This window comes from Agromyces excoecariae, from assembly GCF_051715505.1.
Classification (GTDB): Bacteria; Actinomycetota; Actinomycetes; order Actinomycetales; family Microbacteriaceae; genus Agromyces.
Genome location: NZ_JBPSLA010000013.1, coordinates 1 through 19,748 on the forward strand (window position 1 = coordinate 1; position 19,748 = coordinate 19,748).

At 72.2% G+C, this 19,748-nt stretch carries 19 protein-coding genes, 2 tRNA genes and 1 riboswitch; of the genes, 6 read left to right on the plus strand and 15 right to left on the minus strand.

Translation table 11 applies throughout. The annotated features are described in order from the left end of the window. The first annotated feature begins 96 nt into the window (after positions 1–96). Positions 97–780 carry a cation:proton antiporter gene (locus ACSJD1_RS12690; RefSeq protein ID WP_438855662.1) on the plus strand — a complete coding sequence of 228 codons (684 nt, stop codon included), beginning with the start codon at positions 97–99 and terminating at the stop codon, positions 778–780. 75 nt (positions 781–855) lie between these two features. Here ACSJD1_RS12690 and nadE read toward each other — a convergent pair whose 3' ends face one another. Next, positions 856–1,680 carry an ammonia-dependent NAD(+) synthetase gene (gene nadE, locus ACSJD1_RS12695; RefSeq protein WP_438855663.1) on the minus strand — a complete coding sequence of 275 codons (825 nt, stop codon included), beginning with the start codon at positions 1,678–1,680 and terminating at the stop codon, positions 856–858. A 127-nt stretch (positions 1,681–1,807) separates the two neighbouring features. Here nadE and ACSJD1_RS12700 point away from each other — a divergent pair, with 127 nt between their 5' ends. After that, entirely contained in the window at positions 1,808–2,989 is a 1,182-nt protein-coding gene (locus ACSJD1_RS12700) for a cation:proton antiporter (protein WP_438855777.1), read from the plus strand. Here ACSJD1_RS12700 and ACSJD1_RS12705 read toward each other — a convergent pair. Next, positions 2,951–3,023 (minus strand) — tRNA-Arg (locus ACSJD1_RS12705). The two genes, ACSJD1_RS12700 and ACSJD1_RS12705, sit on opposite strands and share 39 nt — an antisense overlap. An 88-nt stretch (positions 3,024–3,111) precedes the next feature. On the opposite strand from ACSJD1_RS12705, the gene orn reads away from it, so the two are divergent. The 4 genes from orn to ACSJD1_RS12725 all read left to right on the plus strand — a co-directional run bounded on the left by orn (position 3,112) and on the right by ACSJD1_RS12725 (position 5,514). Continuing rightward, complete coding sequence (gene orn / locus ACSJD1_RS12710) at positions 3,112–3,753, plus strand: oligoribonuclease (RefSeq protein WP_438855664.1); 642 nt, start codon at positions 3,112–3,114, stop codon at positions 3,751–3,753. Between the two features lie 39 nt (positions 3,754–3,792). Next, a tRNA-His gene (locus tag ACSJD1_RS12715) sits at positions 3,793–3,868 on the plus strand. 25 nt (positions 3,869–3,893) lie between these two features. Continuing rightward, positions 3,894–4,241, plus strand: coding sequence for a metallopeptidase family protein (locus ACSJD1_RS12720; protein WP_438855665.1), 348 nt, complete (start codon positions 3,894–3,896; stop codon positions 4,239–4,241). A 25-nt stretch (positions 4,242–4,266) separates the two neighbouring features. Next, on the plus strand, positions 4,267–5,514 hold the full coding sequence (locus ACSJD1_RS12725; RefSeq protein WP_438855666.1) for a D-alanyl-D-alanine carboxypeptidase family protein: 1,248 nt from the start codon (positions 4,267–4,269) through the stop codon (positions 5,512–5,514). Between the two features lies 1 nt (position 5,515). Here ACSJD1_RS12725 and ACSJD1_RS12730 read toward each other — a convergent pair whose 3' ends face one another. The 13 genes from ACSJD1_RS12730 to ligA form a co-directional block, all read right to left on the minus strand. Next, positions 5,516–5,761: a hypothetical protein gene (locus tag ACSJD1_RS12730; RefSeq protein WP_353814284.1), complete on the minus strand. Its 246-nt coding sequence runs from the start codon at positions 5,759–5,761 to the stop codon at positions 5,516–5,518. Between the two features lie 48 nt (positions 5,762–5,809). Beyond that, positions 5,810–6,373 (minus strand): nucleoside/nucleotide kinase family protein, encoded by a 564-nt coding sequence (locus ACSJD1_RS12735; protein ID WP_438855667.1) that lies wholly within the window; start codon positions 6,371–6,373, stop codon positions 5,810–5,812. Beyond that, positions 6,370–7,170: an energy-coupling factor transporter transmembrane component T family protein gene (locus ACSJD1_RS12740; RefSeq protein ID WP_438855668.1), complete on the minus strand. Its 801-nt coding sequence runs from the start codon at positions 7,168–7,170 to the stop codon at positions 6,370–6,372. The genes ACSJD1_RS12735 and ACSJD1_RS12740 overlap by 4 nt, the downstream gene beginning before the upstream one ends. Next, entirely contained in the window at positions 7,167–8,675 is a 1,509-nt protein-coding gene (locus ACSJD1_RS12745) for an ABC transporter ATP-binding protein (RefSeq protein WP_438855669.1), read from the minus strand. The genes ACSJD1_RS12740 and ACSJD1_RS12745 overlap by 4 nt, the downstream gene beginning before the upstream one ends. Before the next feature lie 3 nt (positions 8,676–8,678). Then, complete coding sequence (locus ACSJD1_RS12750; RefSeq protein WP_438855670.1) at positions 8,679–9,353, minus strand: ECF transporter S component; 675 nt, start codon at positions 9,351–9,353, stop codon at positions 8,679–8,681. Positions 9,354–9,368: 15 nt separating this feature from the next. Further along, positions 9,369–9,479: riboswitch (TPP riboswitch) on the minus strand. 82 nt (positions 9,480–9,561) lie between these two features. After that, positions 9,562–9,894 (minus strand): hypothetical protein, encoded by a 333-nt coding sequence (locus tag ACSJD1_RS12755; protein WP_155843359.1) that lies wholly within the window; start codon positions 9,892–9,894, stop codon positions 9,562–9,564. A gap of 102 nt (positions 9,895–9,996) precedes the next feature. Beyond that, positions 9,997–11,283, minus strand: a complete 1,287-nt coding sequence (locus tag ACSJD1_RS12760; protein ID WP_438855671.1) for a DNA polymerase IV — start codon at positions 11,281–11,283, stop codon at positions 9,997–9,999. Between the two features lie 34 nt (positions 11,284–11,317). Then, complete coding sequence (locus tag ACSJD1_RS12765; RefSeq protein ID WP_438855672.1) at positions 11,318–12,025, minus strand: hypothetical protein; 708 nt, start codon at positions 12,023–12,025, stop codon at positions 11,318–11,320. Between the two features lie 119 nt (positions 12,026–12,144). Continuing rightward, positions 12,145–13,662: an Asp-tRNA(Asn)/Glu-tRNA(Gln) amidotransferase subunit GatB gene (gene gatB / locus ACSJD1_RS12770; RefSeq protein ID WP_438855673.1), complete on the minus strand. Its 1,518-nt coding sequence runs from the start codon at positions 13,660–13,662 to the stop codon at positions 12,145–12,147. Further along, a complete protein-coding gene (gene gatA, locus ACSJD1_RS12775) occupies positions 13,662–15,191 on the minus strand; it encodes an Asp-tRNA(Asn)/Glu-tRNA(Gln) amidotransferase subunit GatA (protein WP_438855674.1) in 1,530 nt (509 codons plus the stop codon). Before gatA ends, gatB begins: the two co-directional genes overlap by 1 nt. Next, entirely contained in the window at positions 15,188–15,487 is a 300-nt protein-coding gene (gene gatC, locus ACSJD1_RS12780; RefSeq protein ID WP_154347605.1) for an Asp-tRNA(Asn)/Glu-tRNA(Gln) amidotransferase subunit GatC, read from the minus strand. The genes gatA and gatC overlap by 4 nt, the downstream gene beginning before the upstream one ends. A 36-nt stretch (positions 15,488–15,523) precedes the next feature. Beyond that, a complete protein-coding gene (locus ACSJD1_RS12785) occupies positions 15,524–17,299 on the minus strand; it encodes an alkaline phosphatase family protein (protein WP_438855675.1) in 1,776 nt (591 codons plus the stop codon). A 13-nt stretch (positions 17,300–17,312) separates the two neighbouring features. Beyond that, positions 17,313–19,646, minus strand: a complete 2,334-nt coding sequence (gene ligA, locus ACSJD1_RS12790) for an NAD-dependent DNA ligase LigA (protein ID WP_438855676.1) — start codon at positions 19,644–19,646, stop codon at positions 17,313–17,315. Positions 19,647–19,748 lie beyond the last annotated feature (102 nt).

Sequence of the window (19,748 nt, forward strand, 5' to 3'; positions counted from 1 at the left end):
GGGGGGGGCCCCCCCCCCGGGGGGGGGGGGGGGGGGCCGGCGGGGGGGGGGGGGGGGCCCCCCCCCCCCCCCGCCCCGCAGCGCTAGCCTGCGCTCATGCAGTGGTGGAATGACTTCGTCGCCTGGCTCCTCTCGGACGAGAACCGTCCCGTGCTGTTCACGGCCGGCGTCGTGTTCGTCTCGGTCCTCGTCTCCGGGGTGCTCTCAGCGTGGATCGCACGGTCCGCCGTACGCGGCCTCATCCGGCAGCGCGACCGGGAGCTCCGCCGCGCCGCGATCGCGACGCTCATCGACGCCGCGACCGAGGCGTCCGTGTGGAACTCGCTCACCCCGCAGGAGCAGATCCTCGCCGACCGCGCCGTCGGCCAGGCCGACATCCAGGTCCGCCTCCTGCCGCTGCGCGGCGCCGACGTCGCCGCCGACTGGGCGGCCCACCAGTTGCACGAACTCAAGCGCGCCTCGGCGACCTTCGGCTACCAGCTCGACCCCGCGGTCGCCGAGTTCCGCGAGCGCATGCTCGAATGGCAGCGGCGCCCGTCGCGGACCCGTCGCGACTTCCGCAACGACCTCGAGCGGTGGCGCCTGCAGCGCGACGAGCCCGTGCAGGAACTCGCCGCCGAGCAGGACACCTGGGTCGCCGAGCAGCACCACGAGCGGTACACGCAGGCCCCGCTCGTCGAGGACGAGTCGACGCAACCGGTGGCGACTGCCCCGGCACCCGCGGCCGATGACGTCGCCGACGCCGACACCGACCGCCGCGCGGTCGCCCAGCGCGACTGACGCCGGCTCGACTCACCCCGGTTCGCTCGGGCCGCCTCTTCGGGCCCGCGCCTCACCCTCACCCGCGGCGGCGCGTCAGGCGCGCCACCAGCCATCGAACATCGTCACGGGCTCGGCGCGCTTGTGTCGTGTCTGCAGGAAGCGGGCCTCGATCCGCTCGGCGACCGAGTCGTCGATGTCGCGGCCCTCGAGGAAGTCGTCGATGTCGCGGTACGTCAACCCGAGGTTGGTCTCGTCGGCCTGCCCGGGATCGTGGTCGAGCAGGTCGGCCGTCGGCGTCTTCAGGTAGAGGCGATCGGGCGCACCGAGGTGCTCGAGGATGGCCCGCCCCTGGCGCTTGGTGAGCCCGGACAACGGCAGGAGGTCGGCGCCGCCGTCCCCGAACTTGGTGAAGAAGCCCGTGACGGCCTCGGCCGCGTGGTCGGTGCCGACGACGAGGAGCCCGCCCTCACCTGCGAGCGCGTACTGGGCCACCATCCGCATGCGCGCCTTGACGTTGCCCTTGCCGAAGTCGCTGACCGGACCGCCCACGGCGGCCTCGAAATCGGCCGCGAGTCCGTCGACGCCGCCCTTGATGTTGAACTCGATCGTCTCGGACGGCCTGATGAACTCGAGTGCGAGCTCGGCGTCGGCCGCATCGCGCTGCACGGCGTACGGCAGCCGGACGGCGATGAATCGCGCCGTCCGCCCCTCGGCGGAGAGCTCCTCCACCGCGAGCTGGCAGAGCCGCCCGGCGAGCGAGGAGTCCTGGCCGCCGCTGATGCCGAGGACGAGCCCGTTCGCGCCGGACGCCGCGAGGTAGGCCTTGAGGAAGTCCACGCGCCGGCGGACCTGTTCGGCCGGGTCGATGGAGGCCTCGACGTGCAGTTCTTCGATGATCCGTGCCTGGAGGTCGCGCATGCCACGACGATACGACACGCGTGTGACGGGCGGATGACGCATCCGCCGCTCGCCGGCAGCGGACGCGACGTCGGATAGCATTCCCACGACGAAGGGGGGCCTCGTGCAGGTCGACGTACCCACGCTCGTGCTCATCCCGGCGATCGCCGCACTCGCGCCCCTCGCCACCAGGACCTTCGGTCGGTGGATCGCGATCCCCGTCGTCATCTTCGAGATCGTGCTGGGCATCGTGCTCGGCCCGTCGGCGCTCGGCTGGGTGCAGCCCGACCCGTTCATCGAGCTGATCTCCGACTTCGGGCTGGCCATGCTCTTCTTCCTCGCCGGCCAGGAGATCGACTTCGAGGCCATCCGGGGTCGTCCGCTCGTCCGCGCGAGCCTCGGCTGGGCGATCTCGATCGTGCTCGGCCTCGCCGCCGGCTGGTTCGTGGACCCCGACGCCGGAGCGGTGTTCATCGGCATCGCGCTCACCTCGACTGCGCTCGGCGCGCTCCTGCCGATCCTCAGGGACGCCGGCATGCTGCGGACGCCGTTCGGCGTCTCCGTGCTCGCGATCGGCGCGGCGGGAGAGTTCCTGCCGCTCATCGCCATCTCGCTCTTCCTCTCCGGGCGGTCGCCGCTGCACGCGGCGATCGTGCTCGTCGCCTTCGCCGCGATCACCGGAGTGGCGATCTGGCGCGCGTCGAGGGGCGACGGCCGCCGACTGCACGCGGCGATCACCGCGACCCTTCATACGAGCGGGCAGTTCGCGATCCGGCTCGTCATCCTCGTCATGCTCGCGCTCGTCGGGCTCTCGATCGTGCTCGACCTCGACATGCTGCTCGGCGCGTTCGCCGCGGGGGTGATCGCCCGGCTCCTGCTCGACGGAGCGCCCGAACCGGATCGCCGCACCATCGAGGTGAAGCTCGACGGCATCGGGTTCGGCGTCTTCGTTCCGATCTTCTTCATCTACACGGGGGTCACGTTCGACGTCGAGGCGCTCGTCGAGGATGCCCGCACGCTCCTGATGCTGCCCCTCTTCACCGCGCTGCTGCTCGTCATCCGCGGCGTGCCCTCGGCGGTGCTCGCCCCGCCCGGATCGAGCGTGCGCGACCGGCTCTCGACCGGGCTGTTCGGTGCGACGGGCCTGCCGATCATCGTCGCGGTGACCACGATCGGCGTCGAGGACGGGGACATGGACTCGGGAACGGCCTCGGCGCTCGTCGGCGCGGGCCTGCTCTCGCTGCTGCTCTTCCCGCTCGTCGCGATCGCGATCGCCCGGAGCGGGTCTCGGCGCCCTCGGCAGGAATCGAACCTGCGACCAAGAGATTAGAAGGCTCCTGCTCTATCCGCTGAGCTACGAGGGCCGATCGCCACCACGATACCGCAGCGCCCCGGACGTCCCGCGGGCATGGGACGCGGTGCCGTGTCGGCGCTCGCGGCTAGACTCACCGCATGGCATCCTCGAGCGACCGACTGGTCTGGATCGACTGCGAGATGACGGGGCTCGACCTCGAGGTCGACGAACTGGTCGAGATCGCGGTCGTGATCACCGACTACGACCTCGAGCCGGTCGACGAGGGCCTCGACATCGTCATCAAGCCCGATGCGAGCGCGCTCGAGTCGATGGGCGACTTCGTGCGTGCGATGCACACGCAGTCCGGCCTCATCGAGGAGATCCCGAACGGCGTGTCCGTGGCCGACGCCGAGTACCAGGTGCTCGAGTACGTGTTGAAGCACGTTCCCGACGAGCAGCGGGCCCCGCTCGCGGGCAACTCGATCGGCACCGATCGTGCATTCATCAGCCGGTACATGCCGCGGCTCGACGCGCACCTGCACTACCGCAACGTCGACGTGTCCTCGATCAAGGAACTCGCCAAGCGCTGGTACCCGCGCGCCTACTTCAACGCTCCGGCGAAGGATGGCGGGCACCGTGCGCTCGCCGACATCCTCGAGTCGATCCGCGAACTGCAGTACTACCGTCGGGCGGTGTTCGTCGCCGATCCCGGGCCGACCAGCCAGGAACTCCAAGCCATCGCCGCCGACGTGGTCGGCGAAGGCACCGCGGTGTCAACGAGCACCTCGAACGTGGTGTAATCTCGTAGGGTTGCCGCTCGTGCGAACGAGGCGGCCATGGTGGGTATAGCTCAGTCGGTAGAGCGCCTGGTTGTGGTCCAGGAGGTCGCGGGTTCAAGCCCCGTTACTCACCCCAAATCGCCTCCAGATCGGAGCCGCTCGTGGAACTCGACGCCGAGGCGTTCGAACGGCTCGTGGTCGATGAACTCGACGAGCTGCCCGACGACATGGTCGACGGCCTCGAGAACGTCGTGTTCGTCGTCGAAGACCGCCCGGAGGACGGCTCGCTCGACCTCCTCGGGATCTACGAGGGCGTGTCGCTGACCGAACGCGACCGGTACGGCTTCGGCGAGATGCCCGACCGCATCGTGCTCTACCGCGAGCCGCTGCTCGCCATCGCCGACACGGAGGACGAACTCCGCGACGAGATCCACGTGACGCTCGTCCACGAGATCGCGCATTTCTACGGCATCGACGACGACCGGCTCCACGAGCTCGGCTGGGCGTGACCCCGGTCGCGCTAGCCTGATTCGCATGAGCCCCTCCCCCGGACGCGTCGTCGGCATCGCCGTCGGCGCGCTCGCGATCCTCGGCATCGGCGTGTATGGCCCGGCGATGCTCCTGGGTCCGCTTCCCGACGTCCAGGTCCGCGTCGACACGGAGCAGGCGACCGCACCGGCGACGACGTCGGTCGCCCTCCCCGCGGAGGACGCCTCGGCGGTCGCATTCGTCGATGACGACGGCTCCGCCTCGCTCGTCGCGGCCTCCGCCGACGACGAGCCCTCGCCGATCGGCGGTGCGGCGAAGCTCGTCACCGCGCTGGTGGTGCTCGACACGCTTCCCATCGCGACCGATGACGACGGCCCCGGGATCCGGATCGGGCCGGAGGACTACTCCGACTACCTCCGATACTCCGGCGAGGGGTCGCGGGCACTCCAGGTCTCGCCGGGCGAGACCTGGAGCGAGCGCGACGTCGTCCGCGCGGTCGTCCTCGCGTCGAGCAACAACCACGCCGACACCCTCGCGAGGTGGGCGTTCGGCAGCGTCGACGCGTACGTCGCGGCGGCCGACGAGTGGCTCGCGGAACACGACTTCGCGTCGACCTCGGTGGTGGACGCCACCGGACTCTCGGGCGGCGACGTCGGGACCGCGACGGAGCTCACGCGCCTCGCCGCGATGGTGCTCGCGGAACCCGCGCTCGGCACGATGTTCGACGGCACCTCGGGCGCCCCGACGCCGACCGACGACCGGCGGATCCCCGATGCCATCGCGCACCTCGACGGCGACGGCATCCGAGCGATCAGCCGGAGCTTCACCGACGAGGCGGCCATCACGTTCGTCTGGACCGCCGAGCTCCGCTCCGGTGACGAGCGTCGCACCATGGTCGGTGCGATGACGGGCGTCGACGACTACGACACCCTCGATCCCGCGGTGCTGGCCGCGGTCGAGGCGATGCAGGCGGCATCCGAGCCGCTCGAGGTCATCGTCGCCGGGGCGAGCTACGGCGAGGTCGCCTCGGCATGGGGCGACCGCGCGAAGCTCATCGCGACCGCGGGGCGAACGGACGCCGCCTTCGGAGCGACGGCGGAGGACGCGAGCATCGATGTCGCGCCCTTCGCGACCTCACCCGCCGGGCGTCAGGTCGGCACGGTCACGGTCGCGATCGGCGGACGCGAGGTGAGCTCGGCGCTCGAACTCGACGCGTCGATCGCCGACCCGGGTCCGATCTGGCGTCTCACCCACCCGGGCGAGCTGATCGGCGCATTCCTCGAGGGCGACTGAGTCAGTCGTTCTCCTCGTCGGATTCGACGGGGTCGGAGTCGGCGGCGTCGAAGCGGAAACGGACCCGGAGCTGCCCTCCGACGTCCCTCTGCTCGACGGCGTCGTACCAGAACAAGGACTCGAGCCCGTCGACGGCGGCGACCATGCCGACCCGCTTCTCCGGCTCGCCGCGGACGAGGGCCCGCTGCTCGAAGTCGCCTTCGAGCGGGCCGTCGATGAACTCCGCCACATACGTCGCATCACCCATGTGCCGAGCGTAGTCCCGGCCGCGTCCCCGGCACAGCATCCGCGCGGATCAGTCGCGCAGTCGCACCCGGATCGCCGGTCGCCGCTCCGCCCCGGACTGGCGCCGATAGCGTCGCCAGTCCGACTCCCACTCGGCCCAGAAGTCGTCGAACGCGCCGGCGTCGCGGGCGAGTGCGCGCTCGCGGCGCGTGACGTCGGGAGCGTCGACCCAGATCCGGATGGCGTCGGTCGCATCGCGGCCCGCGAGGAACGCCCCGCACCCTTCGAGGACGAGCGCTCGGCCGGGTCGCAGGCGCACGACGCGACCGGGTCGATCGGAGAGCCAATCCCACCGGTCGACCGCGCCGACGGTCCCCGCCCCGTGCGGGCGCACGAGCCGGGGACCGAGTGCGGCAGCGCCGCGGCGGAGGCCCCGCCATCCGGGAATCGCCTCGTCGACGCGCACGAGTGCGGGCGGCCACCCCGGCCATTCGGCGACCAACGCCGCCGCGAAGGTGCTCTTGCCTGCGCCGCTCGGCCCGTCGACCAGGATGAGCGGATGCCGCCGCGCACGCATGGCACGGAGCACCGCGTCGATGCCGGGGCGGAGTGCGAGCGCACCCTCGGCGTTCACGCCCACACCGGGTGGTAGGTGCCGGCCCAGACGGCACCGGCGATCGCCGCCGCCGCGACCGCGGCGGCGATCACGAGGAGCGCCGCGTCGGCTGCGCCGACGCTCGATGGACGCGCCCACGTCCGCGGCGTGTCGGCGCCGAACCCGCGCGCCTCCATCGCGGTCGCGAGCTTCGACCCGCGCCGGATCGCGAGCACGAGCAGCGCGAACGCCATCGTCGCCGCGCGGCGCACCGCACCGTGATCGCCGATCCCCCGCGCGCGCCTCGCGAGCGACATGGCGCGCCAGTCCTCGACGAAGAGTCCGACCAGGCGCGTCGCGGCCAGCGCACCGAGCACGAAGCGCGCGGGCAGCCGCCACACCTGGGCGAGCCCGTCGGCGAGGTCGGTCGGATCGACGCGGAGGAACAGGAGTGCCGCGGGCAACCCGATCGCGAGCACGCGGAGGGTCACCGCGACCGCGAGTTCGATCGATCCGTCGGTGACCTTCGCCAGCCAGAACTCCCAGTGGACGGTGCCCGACGGTCGGCCGTAGAGGAGCATGCTCATGCCGGCGAGCGGCGCGGCGACGAGCACGGGCCAGGCGCGCCGAACGAGGAGGGCGGGAGTGACGCCCGCGAGCGTGAAGAGCACGAGCTGGATGCCGAGCGCGATCGCGGCGCTCACCCAATCGACCGTGAAGAGGAGCGGAGTCGTCAGCACCATCGCCGCGGCGAGGCGCGTGGCCGGGTTCACCCGGTCGACGAAGCGCAGGGTCGGAGCGGAGGTCGTCGCTTCGGGCACGTCGATGGCACTCATGCGCGTCCGTTCCGGGCCCCGGCCGCGGAGGCCGCCGACGGCTGCGCCTCGAGTCGGAGGCGGTGCGCGCCGAGCGATGCGATGAAGGCCGCGTCGTGCGTCACGGACAACAGCGTCGTGCCCTCGCGGACGAGCTCGTGCAGCAGCCGGACGAGTTCGACCCAGCCGAGCCGGTCCTGGCCGAACGTCGGCTCGTCGAGGATCACCGCGCCCGGTCGCGTCGCGAGCACGGCGCCGACCGTGAGCCGCCGCGCCTCGCCGCCCGAGAGGGTGAACGGGTTGGCGGCGGCGAGGTGGTCGAGGCGGAGACGCTGGAGGACCTCGTCGACCCGGACATCGACCTCGGAGTGCGCGAGCCCGAGCGCGCGCGGCGCGACCGCCACCTCGTCGCGCACCGTCGCGGCGACGAACTGGTGCTCGGGCTCCTGGAAGACCGTGCCGATCCGCGAGAGCAGCTCGCGCGAGCGCCAGCGGACCGGCGCGTCCCCGATCCCGCGCGCGAGCCGCGGTGCCGCGACGACGCGCCCCTCGCGCGGCGCGAGCAGTCCCCCCAGCGTCAGCGCGAGCGTCGACTTGCCTGCGCCGTTCGGCCCCGTGAGCACCGTGGAGGATGCCTCCGGAACCACGAGGTCGAGCCCGTCGTGCAGCAGGGCGCCGCGCGGGCGCCCGATGGCGAGCGCCTCGGTCGAGAGGGCGGGGCCGGCGCCGCGCGGGGCGGCATCCGCTTCGGGCACCTCGAGCGGCACGCCCGGAACCCACACTCCGGCCGCCGCGAGCGCCTCGCGCCGGGACTCGAGCACGACCGACGGCGACCCGTCGGCGAGCAGCCGACCATCGGCGCCGAGGACGACCGCACGGTCGACGAGGTCGAGCCACACATCGACCCGGTGCTCGACGACGACCAGCGTCGCGCCGGTCCGATCGAGCACCCGCGCGACCGCGTCCCGGACCTCGGCGACGCCGGCGGGATCGAGGTTCGCGGTGGGTTCGTCGAGCAGGAGCAGGCCGGGACGCATCGCGATCGCGCCGGCGAGCGCCATCCGCTGCTTCTGGCCGCCCGACAACCGCGACGTGGGGTGGTCGAGCGGCAGGCCGAGTCCGACCGCCTCGATCGCCTCGCCCACGCGCGCCCAGATCTCCTCGCGCGGGATTCCGAGGTTCTCGCAGCCGAACGCGACGTCGTCGCCGACGCGCGCGAGGATCACCTGGGAATCGGGGTCCTGCAGCACGAGTCCGGCACGGCCGCGCGCATCGGCCGGCGGCCGGCCGTCGAGCAGCAGGCGGCCGTGGTGCTCGCCTTCGTCGTCGCCGCCGAGCACGCCCGCCAGCCCGTGCAGCAGGGTGGACTTGCCCGACCCCGAGGGACCGAGCAGGAGCACCCGCTCCCCCGGGTGGATGCGGAGGTCGATGCCCTGCAGCGCCGAACGTCGGCGGCCCGCGTGCCGCCAGCCCCACCCCGTGGCCTCCACGCGGGCGGGGCCGACGGCCTCCGGTGCACCGTGCACGGGTCAGACCCGCCCGGTCACGTCCCGTCCGGCGCCGAACCGGCCGAGCGCGCCGGTCGCGGCCAGCGCGCGGACCACGATCCACCCGAGGAGCCCTGCGAGGACGGCGCCGGAGACCACCACGGTGCCGAAGTAGAGCGCGAGGAACTCGGCCGACTTCTGCAGGTTGCCCGAGAGGAACAGCTCGAGGACCCAGGCCGCGGCACCCGCCGCCGCCCCTGCGAGCATCGCGGTGACGACGCCGAACCGGCGGTAGCCGGTCGCGAGGAAGACCAGTTCGGCGCCGAGGCCCTGCGCGAGGCCGGAGTAGATCGTCTCGATGCCCCACTGGTTGCCGACGAGCGCCGAGACGATCGCCGCCAGGAGCTCGACGTAGAGCGCGGCGCCCGGCTTGCGGATGATGAGCCCACCGAGCACGCCGCCGATCAGCCAGATGCCGACCGCGACGCCGCCGAGACCCGGGGTGAGGGCGTCGGCGGCGCTGAACCACGCGTACCCGACGTTGTTCCAGAAGAGGAAGACCAGTCCCGTCGCGACGCCGATCACGCTCGCGACGACGATGTCGACGACCCGCCAGCGGGTGCTGCGGGATGCCGCAGGCTCGCGCTCGCCGCTGGTGCCGGCCGTGGGGTTCTGGTCGGTGGATGTCTCGTGCACTGTCGTGCCCTTTCGTCTCATGGAAAGCGGCACGGGAATTGAGATGGATGCCCTCCCTGCGCTGGCATGACCCAGATCAGGTTCGACGGTCGAAGGTTGGAGAACCTTCCTCTCAGCCCGGCTCACCGGACTCCCGTGTTCGAGCACGAGTATACGCGCGCCGCGAGGGCCCCGATCGTCCGTGACGCTGGGAGCCCTCGCGAGGGGTGGGCGGATGCCGCGGCCGTCGCTACTTCTTCAGCGCGCGGATCACCATCCGCAGCGCCTTCCCGGTGACGACGACGAGCGGGATCGAGACGATGAGGAGACCGAGGACGTTCGGTTCGAAGCGGACGTCGCCGCCGCGACCGACGTAGGCGCCGAGCGGCACCGACCATCCGCCGCCACCGCCGCCCGAGCCCTCATTCTGCTCGTCGTCGGTGCCGGCACCTCCGCCGAACCCGTAGGCGCCGAGCGCCACCGGCACGACCTCAGCACCGCCGATCTCGACCTTGTCGGCGTAGGAGGTGCGGACGCCGACGCCGGCGACCTTGTCTGCGAGCTCGAGAACGAAATCAGCCATGCGGCCACGCTACCGGCGCGACCCGGCGCCCGGAAGGGCGTTGACGGATGCCGGAACGCCACGTTCACACGCCGGTGCATCGCGTTCGGCCGACCGCTCGCGTCACCAGAACGAACGCGGCCCCTGGGGCGGCTCCTCGTCGGCCGGAGCATCGCGGACGGTCGGCGCCGCCGACTCCGCGGCGGGCCGGACCAGGGCCGCGGGGCGGACGGCGCCGCGACCGAACCGGCGGACGACCTCGTCGATCGTCCGCTCGGCGTCGCGCCACTCCTCATCCGGGTCCCAGAGCGGCGCACCGTCTCCGGCGGGGCGCAGGTGCTCGGCGCGCACGCCGATGAGCCGGACGCGGCGCCCGTCGCCGACGAGGTCGCCGAGCGGCACCAGCGCCTCCTCGTAGATCCGCCGGGCGACGTCGGTCGGCTCCGCGAGCGTGCGAGACCGAGTGACCGTCGTGAAGTCGCCGTACCTGAGCTTCAGCGTGACCGTTCGTGCGAGCATTCCCGCGCGACGCAGGCGGACGCCGACATCGGTCGCCAGGCGCAGCAGTTCGCGTGCGATCTCGTCGTGTGCGACGAGATCGTGGTGGAACGTCGTCTCGTGCCCGATGCTCTTCTCGACGCGTCGCGTCTCGACGTCGCGCGGGTCGATCCCGTTCGCGAGTCGGGTCAGGCGGGACGCGAGCGCCGGACCGACCGCCCGGGCGAGCGCCTCCTCGGGCATCTCGGCCACGTCGCCGACGGTGCGGAGGCCGAGCTTCAGGAGCGACTCCTCGGTCACGCGACCGACGCCCCACAGCGCCGAGACGGGCAGCGGGTGCAGGAACGCGGTCGTCTCGGCGGCGGGCACGACGAGCATGCCGTCGGGCTTGGCGCGCGATGAGGCGACCTTCGCGACGTACTTGCTCGCGGCGACCCCGACCGAGCAGGTGAGGCCGGTCTCGTCGCGCACGCGTCGGCGGATCGTCCAGGCGATCTCGGCAGGGCTGCCGTGCAGGCGCCGTGCCCCCGACACGTCGAGGAACGCCTCGTCGATCGACAGCGGCTCGACGAGGGGCGTGAGCTCGCGGAAGATCGTCATCACCCGCTCCGAGTACTCGGAGTAGCGACGGTAGTCGCCGCGGAGCACGATCGCATTCGGGCACCGCTGCAGCGCGACCGACATCGGCATCGCCGAGTTCACGCCGAAGCGCCGGGCCTCGTAGCTCGCGGCCGCGACGACGCCGCGACCGGCGGTGCCGCCGACGAGCACCGGCTTGCCGCGGAGCTCGGGACGGCTCAGCAGCTCGACGGACACGAAGAACGCATCCATGTCGACGTGCAGGATCGGGGTCGCCGAGTCGTCGACCGGCCCGGTCGTCACCTGCCTGGACGAGCCGTCCTGCTTGCTCACTCCGCGACCCTAGCGCTCGCCGCCGACACCCGGGTCAGAACCCGAAGTCGCCGAAGTCGCCGCCGCCCGAGTCGCCACCGCCGAAGTCGCCGAAGCCGCCCCAGTCGCCGCCCGCATCGCCTGCGCCGGCGGCGTCGACCGATCCGGCATCGACGCCCGGGTCAGCCCCGGCGTCGGCCCCGGCCTCGGCGCCGCCATCCGTCGCACCGGACGCGTCGAACGCCGACGGATCGGGCAGGAACGACTGCGCGATCGCCGAGCCGATCACGACGCCGGCGATCGTGCCGAGCATCGAGCTGCCGACCATCGACCCGAACGACGGACCAGCGCCGCGGACGCCGGCGCTCGACCCGTTCGCCGGCCCGCCCTGGGCGCCGGCGCTCGACCCGTTCGCCGGCCCGCCCTGGGCGCCGGCGAACGCGCGTTCCATCGACCCCGGCTGACGCAGCTCCTGCCGCGTCGCCGCGCGCGCGAGCGCGCTCGGGTCGTCTGAGACGATCCGCTCCCCCTCGGGCGCCTGCTCGGCGAGGGAGCGGAACACCTGCTGCCGCTGCTCGGGCGTGAGCTTCGCGAACGCCTCGGCGTGCACCGCCTCGATCGACTCGGGCGGTGCGGTGCGCAGCAGGTAGCGGTAGCGCTCGACCGCGAGCTCGTCCTCGCTCGGGCGGCGCGCCTGCGGCACGGGCGGCGCCGGTCGTGGGGTGCGGTCGTCCGTGCCGAAGAGCCGGTCCAGGAATCCCATGTGTCCTCGCAAGTGGGTCGGGGAGGTTCAGGCTGGTGGCGCCCGCCACGAGCGGGCTGTGAGACGACGGATGCCGCGGCGTCATCCCGCGCGCCGCGGCATCCGTCGACGGGGTCGACCTAGCTGTCGGCGGCCGCCCGCTCGAGCACGAGCTCGCGCACACGGGCCGCGTCGGCCTTGCCCTGCATGGCCTTCATGACCGCGCCGATGACCGCGCCCGCGGCCTGCACCTTGCCGTCGCGGATCTTGGCGAGCACGTCGGGCTGGGCGGCGAGCGCCTCGTCGATCGCGGCGATGAGCGCACCGTCGTCGGAGACGACCGCGAGGCCGCGAGCGTCGACGATCTCGCGCGGCGAGCCCTCGCCGGCGACGACGCCCTCGAGCACCTGGCGGGCCAGGCGGTCGGTGAGCGTGCCCTCCTCGACGAGCGCCGCCAACTCGGCGACGTGCGCCGGCTCGGCGAGGCCCGCGGCATCCGCGCCCTGCGCGTTCGCGAGACGGGTGAGCTCGCCCGTCCACCACTTGCGGGCGGCGGCGGGGGTCGCACCCGCGTCGATGGTCGCGGCGACCTCGTTCAGGAGCCCGCCGTTCGCGACGTCCTGGAACTCGAGGTCGGTGAAGCCCCACTCCGCCTTCAGGCGGCGGCGACGCGCCGCGGGCGGCTCGGGCAGTGCGGCGCGGAGTTCCTCGATCACCGCGGGGTCGGGCACGACCGGGAGCAGGTCGGGCTCGGGGAAGTACCGGTAGTCGTCGGCGTCGGACTTCGGACGGCCGGGGCTCGTCGTGCCGGTGTCCTCGTGCCAGTGCCGGGTCTCCTGCGTGATCGAGCCGCCGTCGGCGAGGATCGCCGCCTGGCGCTGGATCTCGTATCGGACCGCCCGCTCGACCGAGCGCATCGAGTTGACGTTCTTCGTCTCGGTGCGCGTGCCGAACTTCTCCTGGCCCTTCGGACGGAGCGAGACGTTCGCGTCGCAGCGGAGGTTGCCCCGCTCCATGCGCGCCTCGGAGATGCCGAGGGAGAGGACGATGTCGCGGATCGTCGCGACGTACGCGCGGGCGAGCGCCGGGGCATCCGCCCCGGCCCCCACGATCGGCTTCGTCACGATCTCGACGAGCGGGACGCCCGCCCGGTTGTAGTCGACGAGCGAGTACTCGGCGCCGTGGATGCGACCCGTCGAGCCGACGTGCGTGAGCTTGCCGGCGTCCTCCTCCATGTGGGCGCGCTCGATGGCGACCTCGAAGGTGCGGCCGTTCTCGAGCTCGACCTCGACCGAGCCCTCGAACGCGATCGGCTCGTCGTACTGGGAGATCTGGTAGTTCTTGCCGAGGTCGGGGTAGAAGTAGTTCTTCCGCGCGAACCGGCTCGAGGGCGCGATCCCGCAGCCCAGGGCGAGCCCGAGCGAGATCGAGTACCGCACCGCCGTGGCGTTGACGGCCGGGAGCGAGCCCGGCAGGCCCATGTCGACCGGCGCGACGAGCGTGTTCGGCTCAGCGCCGTGGAACTCGTCGTTGGCCGGGTTCGGCGCCGACGAGAACATCTTCGTCTTCGTGTTGAGTTCGACGTGCACCTCGAGGCCGATCACCGGCTCGAAGCGTTCGAGTGCCTCGTCGAAGTCCATCAGTGCCGCGCGCGCCATCAGACCACGCCCTCCTCGGTCGCCATGAGTTGGTGGGTGGACAGGTCGGGCGCCTGTGCGAGCAGCGGGCCGCCCCATCGGTCGACGAGGATCGCCTCGAGGGCTCCGCCGACGTTGTACAGGCGGGCGTCCTCGCGCGCCGGCGCCAGGAACTGGATGCCGACCGGCAGGCCATCCTCCGGCGCGAGGCCGGTGGGCACCGAGATCCCGGGCACGCCGGCGAGGTTCGCGGGGATCGTGGCGACGTCGTTGAGGTACATCGACAGCGGATCGTCGAGCTTCTCGCCGAGCTTGAAGGCCGTTGTCGGGGCCGTGGGCGTCGCGAGCACGTCGACCTGCGCGAAGGCGGCGTCGAAGTCCTGCTGCACGAGCGTGCGGACCTTCTGGGCGCTGCCGTAGTAGGCGTCGTAGTAGCCGGCGGACAGGGCGTAGGTGCCGAGGATGATGCGCCGCTTGACCTCGGGCCCGAAGCCCGCCTCGCGAGTGGCCGCCATGACCTCCTCGACCGTACCGCCGCCCTCGGGGACGACGCGGAGGCCGAAGCGGACCGAGTCGAACTTCGCGAGGTTGGAGGACGCCTCGGCGGGCAGGATCAGGTAATACGCGGCGATCGCGTACTCGAAGTTCGGGGCGCTCACCTCGACGATCTCCGCGCCGTTGGCGGCGAGCAGCTCGAGCGACTCGTGGAAGCGCTGGCGGACGCCGGCCTGGAAGCCGTCGGAGTCGAGCTCCTTCACGACGCCGATGCGGAGGCCCGAGACATCCGCCCGGCGAACCGCGTCGGCCATCGACGGCCACGCGTCGGGGATCGAGGTCTGGTCGTGCGGGTCGTGACCGGCGATGACGTCGTGCAGCAGCGCCGCGTCGAGCACGGTGCGGCTCACCGGGCCGACCTGGTCGAGCGACGAGGCGAGCGCGATCGATCCGTACCGGCTGACGCCGCCGTAGGTGGGCTTGGTGCCCACGGTTCCGGTGACGTGCGCGGGCTGGCGGATCGAGCCGCCGGTGTCGCTGCCGAGCGCGAGCGGCGCCTCGAAGGCCGCGACCGCCGCGGCCGAGCCGCCGCCGGAACCTCCGGGGATGCGATCGAGGTCCCACGGGTTGTGGGTGGGGCCGTACGCGGAGTGCTCGGTCGACGAGCCCATGGCGAACTCGTCCATGTTGGTCTTGCCGAGCGGCACCATGCCGGCCTCACGGACCTTGCGCACCGGCGTCGCGTCGTACGGGGGGATCCAGCCCTCGAGGATGCGCGAGCCCGACGTCGACGGCATGCCCTCGGTGACGAGCACGTCCTTGATCGCGATCGGCACGCCGGCGAGCGGGCCGAGCTCCTCGCCGGCCGCGCGACGGCGGTCGACGTCGGCGGCGGTCTCGAGGGCCTCGGCGTTGACGTGCAGGAACGCGTGCACCGCGCCGTCGACGGCCGCGATGCGGTCGAGGTGGGCCTTGGTCGCCTCGACGGACGAGACCTCGCCGGAGGCGAGCTTCGCGGCGAGGTCGGCGGCGCTCAGCCGGATCAGGTCGCTCACTGCTCCTCCCCCAGGATCGCCGAGACCACGAAGCGCGTGCCGTCGTGCTCGGGCGCCCCCGAGAGCGCCTGCTCGACGCTCAGCACGTCGGTCGGCACGTCCTCCCGAAGCGGGTTGTGCAGGGGGATCGGGTGGCTCGTGGGCACCACGTCGGGCGTGGCCACCTCGCTCACCTTCTCGACCGCCTGCATGATCTGGCCGAGTTCCGTCGTGAGGTGCTCGATCTCTTCCTCGGTGAGCGCGATGCGTGCGAGGTTCGCGAGATGCGCGACCTGCTCGGCGCTGATTTCAGACATGCTGCTCCGTCGTCCGGGAATGGGGATGCAGCGATTCTATCGAGGCGCGCCGAACAGGCCGACGCCGTACCTCTGCAGCAACTCGTACGCGTCGCCATAGGTCTGCGGTTCGCTCTCGCCGTCGCCGTACTTCGCGATGAGGAGGCCGAGCAGGCCCTTCGCGGGCGGGCTGAGCGGGGCCGTGCGACGCGCGTCGCCCGGATGCGGCGGGTCGGCCTCGGGGTTCGGGGGCGTGTACTGCGGTGTCGTGGCCGGCCACGTGAGCGGATGCCTCGGCGTCTCGAGGGTCACGGCGTTCCCGATGGTCGGCGCTCCGTCGTCCCGATCGGTGAGCGGGTCGAGGCCGTGCGCTGCGCACAGCGTGGCGATGATCGAGCCGTGGTGCATCTGGTCGTGGATGACGGTGCCCTCGGCCGTGTACGCCGAGATCGCGATGGCGGGGACGCGGCATCCGAGTCGGTCGAACGTGAAGCCCATCTCGCCCGCGCCGTCGTCGGCGCTCGGCGGCGTCGCGGCGGGCGGCGGCACGTGATCGTACGTGCCGCCGTGCTCGTCGAAGGTGACGAGGAGCATGGTGTTCATCGCATTCGAGCCGGAGTCCGCCGCGCTCTCGCGGATCGCGGAGTAGATCGCGTGGATGAGGGCCTCGCCGGCCCGCACGTCGGAGATCGCTCCGTCGGCCACCTCGTCGCCGTCGACGTCGGACTCGCGAAGCCAGCCGACCGGCGGGTGGAAGTCGTTGTGGTCGAAGATCATGCGCGGTTCGACGAAGCTGTACGGCGGCAGCTTGCCGTCGGCGACGTCGCTCCAGAACTGGGACATCGGCGCGAAGTGGGCGGTGCGCCAGAACGGCTCGAGCGCCGGGGCGTGGATCACGCCGGTCATCGACACGAGCTGGAGGTCGTCGAAGTAGATCCGCCAGTCGAGGCCCGCGTCGTCGAGCCGGTTGAAGATCGTGGGACTGGCGACGGCGTCGAGCCACTTGCGGTAGCCGCCGTCGCCGCGGTTGGTGACGAACCCGTGCGAGGTCGAGGCGTGGAAGAAGGACCGATTGCAGAACGTCTGGGACGGCACCGCGCAGTGCCAGGCGTCGTAGACCGCGAACCCTCTCGCGAGCGTCGAGAGGACGGGGAGCATCTCGGACGAGAACGAGCCCATGATCTGGCGGATGTCGCGGTGCTCGGGGTCACGACGACGGTGCTCGACGTGGTTCGCGTAGTCGATGACGAACCCGTCCATGCTCGGCGTCGCGCCGGCATCCGGGGCGTTGAACGGGGCCGTCATGTCGTCGATCTCGGCGGTCGCGTTCGAGGCGGGCCTGATGGTGCCGAACAGCTGCGTGTTGACGTGCGGGTACTCCTCGCCCGGGTCGGGATCGGGGCGCCGCATGATCGCGTCGGTCGGGCCGTCGTAGACGTGGGCGGGGATGCGCTCGCCATCGGCGGTCGAGTTCGCGAAGTCGCCGAACGCGAGTCCGTCGAACCTCGCCCCGTCGGGAAGCTCATCGGGGTCGTAGAGCCAACCGAGGAGGTTGTCGAACGAACGGTTCTCGCCCATGACGACGACGAGATGGTCGAAGCCCGGCTTCGCGCGGGTCGGCGGCGCCGACGGCAGTGGGGCGAGCCCGGCCGCGCCCGCCTCGACGCCGGCCGAGTGGCCCGCCGAGGCGGCGATCGCGGCGGCTCCCCCGCCGGCGACGATGGCGCTCGCGCCGGCCACGCCCCCGTACCGCAGGAAGTCGCGGCGCGTGGTTCCGGCGGCGTCGTCCGGCCGCTCGGAGCCGGAAGGCTCGTCGTGATCCCCCGCCTGCACCGGCCCTCCTCACTCACCCGACGAGCGCGTCGGGTCCTTCCGTCACCAGGATCGCGAACTGCGCGGCGTCGATGACTCGAACGCCGAGCTCCTCGGCCTTCGCGAGCTTCGATCCGGCGCCCGGGCCGGCCGCCACGAAGTCGGTCTTCTTCGACACGCTCGAGGCCGCCTTCCCGCCCGCCGCGATGATGGCCTCCTGCGCCCCCTCGCGCGTGAAGCCCTCGAGGCTCCCGGTGGCGACCACGGTGAGCCCCGCGAGCACGCCGCCCGCCTCCGCAGCACGCCCGGGACCGGGGTGGCCGGGCGTCGTGAACTGCACGCCGGCGGCCTGCCACCGATCGACAATCTCCTGGTGCCAGTCGACGCCGAACCACTCGACGAGCGAGTCGGCGAGGATCCCGCCGACTCCCTCGACCTCCGCGAGTTCCTCGCGGCTCGCGGCTCGGATCGCGTCGAGCGAACCGAAGTGGTCGGCGAGCGCGCGCGCCGCGACCGGGCCGACGTGGCGGACGTTGAGCGAGACGAGGATCCGCCAGAGCGGCTTGGTCTTCGCCTTCTCGAGCTCGGAGAGGAGCTTCGAGGCTGCCTCGGACGGGAGCAGTTCGCGGTGATCCTTGCGGATTCCGGCCGCTCGCCGTTCGGCGGCGGACATCTGCTCGCTGCCGGGCGGGTAGGTGATCCGGACCTTCTGGAAGGGTGCTCGTCGAACCTCCTCGCCGGTCACGGGGTCGGTTCGCGGTTCGCCGGTCTCGGCGTCGCGGACGATGACCTCGATCGGGACGAGTTCGTCGACCGTGAGGTCGAAGAGCCCCGCCTCGGTCACGAGGGGCGGCGTCGACGGGACGACGGGCTGGGTGAGCGCGGCGGCCGTGACCTCGCCCAGCGCCTCGATGTCGAGTGCGCCCCGCGAGCCGATGTGCTCGACCCGGCCGCGCACCTGCGCCGGGCAGCTGCGCGCGTTCGGACAGCGGAGGTCGATGTCGCCCTCCTTCGCGGGGCGCAACGGCGTCCCGCATTCGGGGCAGCGCTCCGGCATGCGCCACTCGCGCTCGGTGCCGTCGCGGAGCTCCTCGACCGCGCCGAGGATCTCGGGGATGACGTCGCCCGCCTTGCGCAGCACCACCGTGTCGCCGATCAGGACGCCCTTGGCCTTCACGACCTCCTGGTTGTGGAGCGTCGCCTGCTCGACCGTGCTCCCCTGGACCTTCACCGGCGCCATGACCGCGTACGGCGTCGCGCGACCCGTGCGGCCCACGCCGACGCGGATGTCGAGGAGCTTCGTGTGCACCTCCTCCGGCGGGTACTTGTACGCGATCGCCCACCTCGGCGCGCGACTCGTCGCACCGAGTTCGTCGTGCAGCGCCAGTTCGTCGATCTTCACGACGATGCCGTCGATCTCGTGCTCGACGTCGTGACGGTGCTCGCCGCGATCGGCGATGAACGCGGTGACCGCGTCGATCGTGTCGAGCACCCGCGAGTGCGGGGACACGGGAAGGCCCCATCCGGCGAGCAGCCCGTAGATCTCGGACTGGCTCGACACGGGCGGGTCCTGCCACGCGCCCATGCCGTGGAGGTACAGCGCGAGACGGCCGAGTCGATCGCGCATGAGGTCGAGCTGCTGGGGCGTCTTGTTCTCGCGTCGCTGCCGCAGGCTGCCCGCTGCGGTGTTGCGGGCGTTCGCGAACTCGGGGAATCGCGTGGGGATCGCCTCCTCCGCACGCCCCTTCGCCCGCTGCTCGGCCGCGAACTCGGCCTGAAGCGCGTGCTGGCGCTCGTTGAGCGCCTCGAAGTCGTCGGAACGCAGGAAGACCTCGCCGCGGACCTCGAAGAACTCGGGGAACCCGGTGCCGTCGAGCCGCGTCGGGATGGCGGGGATGAACTCGACGTTCTCGGTGATGTCCTCGCCCACGCGACCGTCGCCCCGCGTCGTCGCGGTCTCGAGCACGCCGTCGCGATAGGCGAGGCTGATCGCGAGTCCGTCGATCTTGAGTTCGGAGAGCCAGTGGACCGGCCGCCCTGCGGCGGCCTGCGCCTTCGTCGCCCACTCGGCGAACTCGTCGAGGCTGAACACGTTGTCGAGGCTCAGCATCCGCTCGGCGTGTTCGTGCGAGGGGAAGCCGGCGGAGACGAGCGCCGCACCGACCTGCTGCGTCGGGCTGTCCTGACCGGCCAGTTCCGGGAACGCCCGCTCGAGGGCCTCGAGCCGGTGGAAGTCGGCGTCGTACTCGGCGTCGCTGACGAGGCTCACGCCCTCGGAGTAGTACGTCGTCCGGTACCGATCGATGCGCTCGCGGAGCGCCTCGGACTCGATGCGGGCGTCGTCGAACTCGGTGGGGATGTCGCTCACGGAGTCATCCTAGAAGCCACCGCCGACGTCGCCGCAGCGGAGTGCGGCGCGCGGCGCGATGTGCCGGTGGCGGCTCGCGGGGACGCGGATCGGGGCGCGCGG